The following is a 6,334-nucleotide window of genomic DNA, read 5'->3' on the forward strand; positions in this document are numbered from 1 at the left end:
TGATTGATTCATTGAGTTATACTCTTGTTGTTATGGGTCCTGCTTATGGGACCCAATCTGCTTATTGTGCATATCAATTTGCACAAGTTTTACTGTCACAGACTCCCCATACCATTAAAAATATCTTTTTTTATGCTGATGGTGTTTATAATGGCAACAGTTATACTGATCCCGCTAATGATGAATTTGATTTAATCTCTGCATGGCAGGAATTAGCAAAAACATACCCTTTAACTTTAACTGTTTGTGTTGCTGCCGCTCAGAGGCGTGGCGTTATTAAAAATAATCTCGCAGATTATTTTCATTTAACGGGCCTTGGAGAATTAAGTGAATCAATTGCAACAACAGATCGAACTATTCAGTTTTGACTTAAGATACTGAAATGAAAAAATTAGCAATTATTATTAGCTCACCACCTCACGGAAATGCCAAAGGCCGAGAAGCTCTTGATATAGCATTGGCCATATCAGTCATTAACCACATTTCTGTTTTTTTTATTGATGATGGTGTTTTTCACTTATTACCAAATCAACAACCTGATCGCATTCTAATGCGAGATTATATTGCAACATTAAACATGCTTGAACTTTATGATATTGATGATGTATATGCCTGTGAATCCTCACTTAAATCAAGAAACTTAATCCAAATAAGTAGAAACATCCCGAGTAAAGTCATTAATACCCAGTTATTAAATCAACTATTAACAACTAAAGATGTGATTTTGCGATTTTAATTTTATATTGAAAGCAAAACTTTATACCACAATAACAAGCTTATATCTAAAAAAATCGGTCAGGAAAGGTATTGATTTTATTGGAATTTTTATTTGTTTGTTTTTAATGAAAAATATACTGGAGCGTTTATAAATAAAGCAAAGGAATCTGTAAAGTTAAATCAAATAAATAAACCACTCTATTTTTTGCTTATTTAAATAGAGTGGATTGTTATATTAGTTTTATTTAATTTGGTTCTTATTTTATACTAATTGACTAAACAAGTTTTTTCATCTCATCGGCAATTTTTTCGGCCTGAGTGCCTACAATAATTTGCACACCTGTTTTACCGAGTTTAATCACAGCCATCGCGCCAAGTGCTTTAGCTGCTTGTTCATCAACCAATTCTGAATCATTTACACCTAAACGCAAACGTGTAATACAAGAGTCAATGTTAGTAAGGTTTTCTTTCCCACCAACAACCGCTAGATATTGTTCAGCAAGTTTAGATATATCCCCAATGACTTGTTTTTTCTGGGTACTTTCAGTTGACGAAACAGTCGTATCTTCATCTTCACGGCCTGGGGTTTTAAGGTTGAATTTTACAATTACAAAACGGAATACCACATAGTAGACCACAAAGAATGCTAGACCTTGAAGGATTAACATATACCAATGGACCGCAAGCGGATTACCAGATTGAAGTACCATGTCAATTAAACCTGCGCTAAAACCAAACCCACATATCCATTGCATTGCTGCTGCAATATAAAGTGAGATACCCGCTAAAACCGCATGTAAAAAATAAAGTACAGGAGCAACAAACATAAAAGCAAATTCTAGTGGTTCAGTAATACCAGTAAAAAATGCAGCAATAGAGGCTGCAAACATGATTGATGCAGTTTTATCTTTATTGCTTTTTTTAGCCGTATGGTACATAGCTAATGCTGCACCAGGCAAACCAAACATCATAACAGGGAAGAATCCAGCTTGGTAACGACCTGTAATACCTATAACAGCATTACCTGCATCAATAGAAGTTTGTCCGCCTAAGAAATAAGGGATATCGTTAATTCCAGCCACATCAAACCAAAATACTGAATTTAAAGCATGATGTAAACCAACAGGAATAAGTAAGCGGTTAAAGAATCCATAAATGCCAGCACCCAAAGATCCTAATTCTTTAATATATTTACCAAAAGCAACTAGCGCATCATAAATAGTTGGCCAAATAAAATATAAAACAGCTGAAACTAACAGCATGACAACTGAAACAACAATTGGTACCAATCTTTTTCCACTAAAGAAAGATAGCGCCTTATGTAATTCAACCTGACTAAAGCGATTATAAAGTTCAGCTGCAATAATACCAACAAGAATACCAATAAATTGGTTATTGATACTATTAAATGCTGGTGGTACTAGTTTTTGCCAATCTTTAACGGTCTCTGTATCTATTCCCTGAAAGAAAGCAATCGATTTTGGTGATAATAAGGTAGTTATAATTAAAAAGCCCACTAAACCAGAAAGTGCTGCAGCACCATCTTTATCTTTAGACATTCCATAAGCAACACCAATAGCAAAAAGTATTGGCATATTACTTAGAATCGCACTACCAGATGTCACTAAAAATTTAGCAACAATACTAGCATCCCATTCCATAAGTCCAAACAAATTTACATGACTAATCCACCCTATATGACTAACCCATTGACCAATCCCCAGTAGTATTGCAGCAGCTGGTAGAACTGCCACAGGTACCATCAATGAACGCCCGATACGTTGCATATAAGCTAAAATTCCCATAAGTTTAACCTCATATAGTTATTAGGGGTATATAATAAAAAGTAATAAAATTTTACATCTTTAAGTGATGATAATTAAGTATTATTATTCCACTCTATATTATTTATTTTACTTCGCAAATTAATTATTCTTTTTTTGTGATTTAAATCACCATTTTTTTTGATTAATTAGTTTAATATAGTAAAATAAAGACAACATATTTTATTTCAAGAAAAAAGTTTATAATGATATCACAAGAGGTAACAGCACATGAGACTTATTCCCTTAGAAAATGCACAAGAAGTCGGTGCCTGGGTTGCACAGCGCATTGTTAATAAAATTAATGAGTTTAAACCTACCGCAGATCGTCCATTTTTATTGGGGCTGCCAACAGGTAGTTCACCATTAGTTATGTATCAACAATTGATTAAACAATATAAAGCAGGTAACGTCAGCTTTAAACATGTTGTAACCTTTAATATGGATGAATATGTTGGTATTCCAGAAGAGCATCCACAAAGCTACCACACATTTATGTACGAAAATTTTTTCAATCATATTGATATTGATAAAAACAATATCCATATATTAAATGGTAATGCGCCAGATATTGATCAAGAGTGCCGTCAATATGAAGCCAAGATCAAAGCTTACGGCAAAATTAATATCTTTGTTGGGGGGGTAGGTCAAGATGGACATATCGCTTTTAATGAACCAGGATCTTCACTTTGTTCACGTACACGCATCAAAACATTAACTGAAGATACACGCATTGCTAATTCTCGCTTTTTTGATAATGATGTGAATCAAGTACCAAAACATGCGTTAACCATTGGTGTTGCAACTTTAATGGATGCACAGGAAGTTATTTTATTAGTTTGTGGTCATAACAAAAGTTTAGCATTACAAGCTGGTGTTGAAGGATCTGTTAATCACCTTTGGACTGTCACTGCACTACAAATGCATCCTGCATCAATTATTGTTTGTGATGAACCAAGTACTGATGATCTTAAAGTGAAAACACTAAAATATTTTAAACAAATGGAAGCTGATAATCTTAAAGTGACCGTTTTATAAAGGATAATTCAATGTATGCATTAACAAATTGCCGTTTTTATACAGGCTATGAGATCCTTGATAACCACGCTGTTATTATTGATGGAGATAAAATTACAAAAGTCTGTAAACAAAACGAATTACCTACAGATATCAAAATTGAAAATTTACAAGATGCACTTGTTGCACCTGGATTTATTGATATCCAAGTTAATGGTTGTGGTGGTGTGCAATTTAATGAAACGTTTGATGCACTGAGCGTTGAAACATTAGAAGCCATGCAGGCCACAAATCTTATTTCTGGCTGTACTAGCTATTTGCCTACATTAATTACATCAACTGATGAATTTATGATAAAGGCAGTTGAAGTGATGCGTGAATACTTAGCTACGCATCCTAATCAAGCACTTGGATTGCATCTTGAAGGACCTTATATCAGCCCTGAAAAAAAAGGAATTCATGACGAAAATATTATTCGACAGCCGTCAAAAGAAATGATTAATTTCCTTTGCGAAAATGCTGATGTAATTAAAATCATTACTTTAGCGCCAGAAAGAGTTGAAAGCCATTTCATCAAGCAATTGGTTAATGCAGGCATTCATGTTTCGGTTGGTCATTCAAATGGTCATTATGATGACTGCCGTCGTGGCTTTAATGATGGCATTCGTTTAGGAACGCATCTATTTAATGCTATGCCTTATATTTCAGGGCGAGAGCCTGGTGTAGTTGGCGCAATTTATGATGAACCAGAAGTTTATGTTGGTATCATTGCTGATGGTCAACATGTTAGTTGGGCAAATATTCGCAATAGTCACAAAATAAAACAAGATCATTTAATTTTAGTTACTGACGCTATGCTACTTGCCGCTTCTAATTTAGAGTCGGGAGTATTTGCAGGTAAAACCATTTATTATAAAGATGGTCGCTGTGTTGATGAAAATGGCACATTGGGTGGTTCATCATTAACCATGATTGAAGCCGTAAAAAACACAGTTGAATATGTCGGTATTGCACTAGATGAAGCGTTAAGAATGGCAACGCTATATCCTGCCAAAGCAATCGGTGTGGATAAAGATCTTGGTAGTATTAGTGAGGGTAAAATTGCAAACCTTGTTGTATTTAATCGTGACTTTACAATAATTAAAACTGTTGTTAATGGAGAAGTGAGTCGCTAGAATATCAGATAGTTAATGAAAAATATTGAGTAATATATGAAATTTAATTATCTGAACTTAGTTGGCAACGCTGAATTAATCAAACAGCTAAATTATGCAATGATTTACCGTTTGATTGTTCAGCAAGCACCTGTTTCTCGTATTCAATTGGCCGAAATCAGCCAATTAGCTCCTGCAAGCATTACCAAAATAACCCGTCAACTTCTTAAAAAAAAATTAATTAAAGAAGTTGATGCACAACAATCAACGGGGGGACGACCTGCAGTTTCAATCGAAGCTAAGTTTGGACATTACCAAGCAATTGCCGTACAATTAAGTCGATCCCACGTCACAATAGAGCTTTTTGATTTAGGGGCTAAATGCCTTACATCAAAAAGATGCTCACTTATCAATTTTACTCAACAACAAGTTCAAGAATATCTAATTGCATTGATTAAAGAATTTATTCAGGTAAACAGCAAAAAAATAAAATATTTAGTTGCAATATCTATTGTACTCCCAGGCTTGATTGACTCAGTTAATGGCATTGTCCGATACACTCCACATATTCAAGTAAAAGAGTGGGCTTTAGGTGAGATACTACAAAAGGAATTCAATGTATCTATTTTTCTAGGAAATGATATTCAAAGTCTAGCATTAGCCGAAAGTTATTTTGGTTCAACACAACATGTTGATGATTCTATTTTAATCCGAGTACATCGCGGGGTAGGCTCTGGTGTTATCGTTAATCAACAGTTGCTTACTAACCACAATCAAAGCGCTTGTGAAGTTGGGCACATTCAAGTAGATACATTAGGTGAACGTTGCCATTGTGGTAACTTCGGTTGCTTGGAAAACCGAGTTGTAAATAAAGCAATTGAATACCGAGCTAAACAGATGATTGAGCAAGGTTATATATCGAAGTTAACATTAGAACACTGTGATATATATCATATCTGTCAGTATGCTAATCAAGGCGATGAACTAGCTACTAAGTTAGTTAAGGATGCAGGTGAAAATCTTGGTAGAGCAGTTGCAATTATGGTTAACATCTTTAACCCACAGCGAATTGTGTTAGCAGGAGAACTTACCAAGTCGCCCGAAATACTATTAACTGCTGTTAATAGTGCATTAAATGCTCAAAGCTTAGAGGGATTACGGAAAAACCTAACTATCACTTGTTCTTCCCTTAACGACAGCTCAGCAATTGGCGCATTTGCATTAGTGCAGCAAGCTTTATTTAATGGATCACTATTAGTGACGTTATTGAATGAAAAAGAACCATAATCTATTGTTATAAAAAACCCGATAAATCGGGTTTTTCCAGATTGATGACAAAGAACTCGCTTTTTGGCGAGTTTTTTGATCTAATAGAGAAGAGTCCATGATAAGAGGAATTCTTCTATGCTAAAAAAACCAACGCCAGCGACACCCGAAAAAATAGAGCAAATCTCGTTAGATGCGCTTGTCCCTCAAAATCACCTTGTTCGTAAAATAGCTAAAGTCATTGATTTTGAATTTATTCGAGAAGCGGTAGCACCACTTTATTGCCCTAATAACGGTCGTCCGGCAGAAGATTATCATTCTGATGCAGCAACCTGCAAATGTAAATACCCCAAACTT

General features: G+C 34.8%; 7 protein-coding genes. 6 read left to right on the forward strand and 1 reads right to left on the reverse strand.

Annotation, left to right across the window (positions count from 1 at the left end):
• The first annotated feature begins 2 nt into the window (after positions 1-2).
• Both tusD and tusC read left to right on the forward strand, forming a co-directional pair.
• Positions 3-368, forward strand: a complete 366-nt coding sequence (gene tusD / locus B9N71_RS10015) for a sulfurtransferase complex subunit TusD (protein WP_366941233.1) — start codon at positions 3-5, stop codon at positions 366-368.
• Positions 369-382: 14 nt separating this feature from the next.
• Positions 383-736, forward strand: a complete 354-nt coding sequence (tusC, locus tag B9N71_RS10020; protein WP_065590747.1) for a sulfurtransferase complex subunit TusC — start codon at positions 383-385, stop codon at positions 734-736.
• A 256-nt stretch (positions 737-992) separates the two neighbouring features.
• Here the strand turns inward: tusC and nagE are convergent, their stop codons facing one another.
• Positions 993-2,522: an N-acetylglucosamine-specific PTS transporter subunit IIBC gene (gene nagE / locus B9N71_RS10025; RefSeq protein WP_085165831.1), complete on the reverse strand. Its 1,530-nt coding sequence runs from the start codon at positions 2,520-2,522 to the stop codon at positions 993-995.
• A 249-nt stretch (positions 2,523-2,771) separates the two neighbouring features.
• Between nagE and nagB the strand changes: the two genes are divergently transcribed.
• From nagB to B9N71_RS10045, 4 genes are all read left to right on the forward strand, one after another.
• Positions 2,772-3,578, forward strand: coding sequence for a glucosamine-6-phosphate deaminase (gene nagB, locus B9N71_RS10030; protein WP_034910836.1), 807 nt, complete (start codon positions 2,772-2,774; stop codon positions 3,576-3,578).
• 11 nt (positions 3,579-3,589) lie between these two features.
• Complete coding sequence (gene nagA / locus B9N71_RS10035; RefSeq protein ID WP_085165832.1) at positions 3,590-4,732, forward strand: N-acetylglucosamine-6-phosphate deacetylase; 1,143 nt, start codon at positions 3,590-3,592, stop codon at positions 4,730-4,732.
• Positions 4,733-4,768: 36 nt separating this feature from the next.
• On the forward strand, positions 4,769-5,998 hold the full coding sequence (locus B9N71_RS10040) for an ROK family protein (RefSeq protein ID WP_065561627.1): 1,230 nt from the start codon (positions 4,769-4,771) through the stop codon (positions 5,996-5,998).
• A gap of 117 nt (positions 5,999-6,115) precedes the next feature.
• Positions 6,116-6,334 (forward strand): transposase (locus tag B9N71_RS10045; RefSeq protein ID WP_503100225.1); only part of this gene is annotated, 219 nt, incomplete at its 3' end.

This window comes from Gilliamella bombi (assembly GCF_900103255.1).
In the GTDB taxonomy this organism is placed as follows: domain Bacteria; phylum Pseudomonadota; class Gammaproteobacteria; order Enterobacterales; family Orbaceae; genus Gilliamella; species Gilliamella bombi.

Bases quoted from the DNA above. Each gene is read 5' to 3' on its own strand.
- B9N71_RS10040 (WP_065561627.1), top strand. From the start codon at position 4,769: ATGAAATTTAATTATCTGAACTTAGTTGGCAACGCTGAATTAATCAAA.
- nagA (WP_085165832.1), top strand. From the start codon at position 3,590: ATGTATGCATTAACAAATTGCCGTTTTTATACAGGCTATGAGATCCTT.
- nagE (WP_085165831.1), bottom strand. From the start codon at position 2,522: ATGGGAATTTTAGCTTATATGCAACGTATCGGGCGTTCATTGATGGTA.
- nagB (WP_034910836.1), top strand. From the start codon at position 2,772: ATGAGACTTATTCCCTTAGAAAATGCACAAGAAGTCGGTGCCTGGGTT.
- tusC (WP_065590747.1), top strand. From the start codon at position 383: ATGAAAAAATTAGCAATTATTATTAGCTCACCACCTCACGGAAATGCC.